This is a genomic window from uncultured Corynebacterium sp. (assembly GCF_937999985.1).
GTDB lineage: Bacteria > Actinomycetota > Actinomycetes > Mycobacteriales > Mycobacteriaceae > Corynebacterium.
The window spans coordinates 1-2,147 of the sequence record NZ_CALLDG010000172.1; the positions used below are offsets into that span (position 1 = coordinate 1).

Annotated in this window: 3 protein-coding genes and 3 tRNA genes; 1 reads left to right on the forward strand and 5 read right to left on the reverse strand. The window is 59.1% G+C overall.

The window, feature by feature from the left end; genetic code table 11:
* Positions 1-135: 135 nt before the first annotated feature.
* The gene (locus Q0331_RS08190; RefSeq protein WP_298075891.1) at positions 136-297 is read left to right on the forward strand and encodes a hypothetical protein; all 162 of its coding nucleotides are present in this window, start codon (positions 136-138) and stop codon (positions 295-297) included.
* A gap of 8 nt (positions 298-305) precedes the next feature.
* On the opposite strand, the gene Q0331_RS08195 is transcribed toward Q0331_RS08190, so the two are convergent.
* From Q0331_RS08195 to Q0331_RS08215, 5 genes are all read right to left on the reverse strand, one after another.
* Positions 306-382 (reverse strand) — tRNA-Asp (locus tag Q0331_RS08195).
* A gap of 1 nt (position 383) precedes the next feature.
* Positions 384-456, reverse strand: a tRNA-Glu gene (locus Q0331_RS08200).
* A gap of 40 nt (positions 457-496) precedes the next feature.
* Positions 497-1,264 (reverse strand): hypothetical protein, encoded by a 768-nt coding sequence (locus tag Q0331_RS08205; RefSeq protein ID WP_367274976.1) that lies wholly within the window; start codon positions 1,262-1,264, stop codon positions 497-499.
* A 282-nt stretch (positions 1,265-1,546) separates the two neighbouring features.
* Positions 1,547-1,619, reverse strand: a tRNA-Lys gene (locus Q0331_RS08210).
* Positions 1,620-1,678: 59 nt separating this feature from the next.
* Positions 1,679-2,147: acetyl-CoA hydrolase/transferase C-terminal domain-containing protein (locus tag Q0331_RS08215; RefSeq protein ID WP_298075892.1), on the reverse strand; the 469-nt coding region annotated here is incomplete at its 5' end.

The following is a 2,147-nucleotide window of genomic DNA, read 5'->3' on the forward strand; positions in this document are numbered from 1 at the left end:
CCCGCGACCTCCGCCGTGACAGGGCGGCGCGCTAACCAACTGCGCCACAGGGCCAATCTTGCCTGCGCAACTAAATAAAACGACCAGACAACAACTTGTCTCAGCCGTCCGTTGCACGAGAATAGACTCTACACAGTGTCAAAGTTCTTAAGCAAATCAGCTGTTCAAAAGCCATTTCTGGCAGGCTTTCACGTCACTGCTGAAGTGTTCAACACACAAGCTGGGGGCGTCACAAAGAAAGACAAAAAGAAAAAGAACCTCCCCGGCGCGAAAAGCACCGGAAAGGCTCTCTATTAGGTCTTTTATGGCGACCCTGACGGGACTTGAACCCGCGACCTCCGCCGTGACAGGGCGGCGCGCTAACCAACTGCGCCACAGGGCCGTACTCCCAACGGGATTCGAACCCGTGTTACCGCCGTGAAAGGGCGGGGTCCTAGGCCTCTAGACGATGGGAGCTCGTTTAAAACGCATCTGCGCCTCAAACAGCTCGCTTAGTTTATCTTGCTCCCCGCACAACAACCAAATTGTCCCGTGACGAGCAGCTTTGAGCCTCCAGAGACGAAAATCCACGCCCCACTACACTCTTTGCTCCAGCCACTCGGCCACTTCCGGCCACAGATCCTTGTGCTTCGAGCGGTAGAAGCCCATGTGCCCGACGGGCCCGTTCGCGGTCCCCTCTCTCTTCAATGTCTCGTTTGACGACGTCCGCGCGATCTAACCTATCCGTCAGAATATCTACCGCACCTCGGTGCACCCAGAGATCATCATTCATAACCACCGACAACACTGGCCCCTCGGCCTTAGCGAATCGCTCCGCTAGATCGAACTCCGGATCTTCGAAGAAATACTGACCCTGACTTGCCCAGCGCCTCCATTGCAACATCACTCCCAACGGAATGGTCTTACCCACGCCAAGCTTGTCGACGGGCACATAGCCCATGAGCCTGGCGCACACCGGGGTAACCACATTGAAGATGGCCCAAACCTTCGCTCGCTCCACAGCAGTACGAACCGTTTTCGTGACGCCCGCATGGCTAGCAACCATCACCATGGCTTTCACCGGCTCCTCGTGCTGGGAAACGAGCATTCCATGGGCACCCACCGAGTGCCCCACAGCAGCGTGCTTGGCATCCAGGAATCGTCCCTTCAGTGCTCGGGTCGCTGCGGGGACATCCTCGATGATCCAGTCACTCATACGGATTCCCCGGTTGGATCTATCCCCCGACTGTGCGGACTCGCCCGTGCCTCGCAGGTCGTAGATCAGCGCAGCCCAACCTCAACTAGCGAGGAATGCAGCGAACTTGCGGTAAAGGTTCAAGTCCACGCCTGTGGCCGGGCGCAGCACCCACTGCCCGTCCAGAACGGTACCGTCTGCACACTGAATATGTGCGGGCTCCCACCTAGGGCTCTTAGTGTTTTCATTTCGAGGATCGACCGTGCCCCTCATTCTAGGGGACAGCAGGCCCCCTGTTTCGCAAAAAGCAAAACCCCGCCGTGGCGCGACCATGATCTCCATGGAAGCGCCCCGACGGGGTGATCGCGAACGTGGGCCCTGTGGGGCTCGAACCCACGACCTGCGGATTAAAAGTCCGTAGCTCTACCAACTGAGCTAAAGGCCCAACGGGAGCATTCTATCTAATGCCTCAACGAAGCAGAAAATTGCCCCCTAGTGCCAGCGTTAGCCCTTCATGGCCCCCTTCTCTGCCAGGTTGATGTGGAAGCTGAAGGCGGTCTTCAGGTCGTGCGGGGTCTGCAGGTGGTTGCCCTCGGCACAGGCGCGCTCGTAGTACTCCTCCAGCAGTGGACGGTAGTCCGGATGCGCAACGGAGATGATCTTCGGCACGCGATCGCGCGGCGCCAGGCCGCGCAGGTCCGCGTAGCCATACTCCGTGATGATGACCATCACGTCGTGCTCCGTGTGGTCGACGTGGGAGGCGAAGGGCACGATGGCGGAAATGTCGCCGTCCTTGGCCGTGGACGGGGAGATGAAGGTGGACAGGAAGGCGTTGCGCGTGAAGTCGCCGGAGCCACCGATGCCGTTCATGATGCGCGAGCCAGAAACATTCGTGGAGTTCACGTTGCCGTAGATGTCACAGCCGATCATGCCGTTGGAGGCGATGAGGCCCGTGCGGCGGATGACCTCCGGG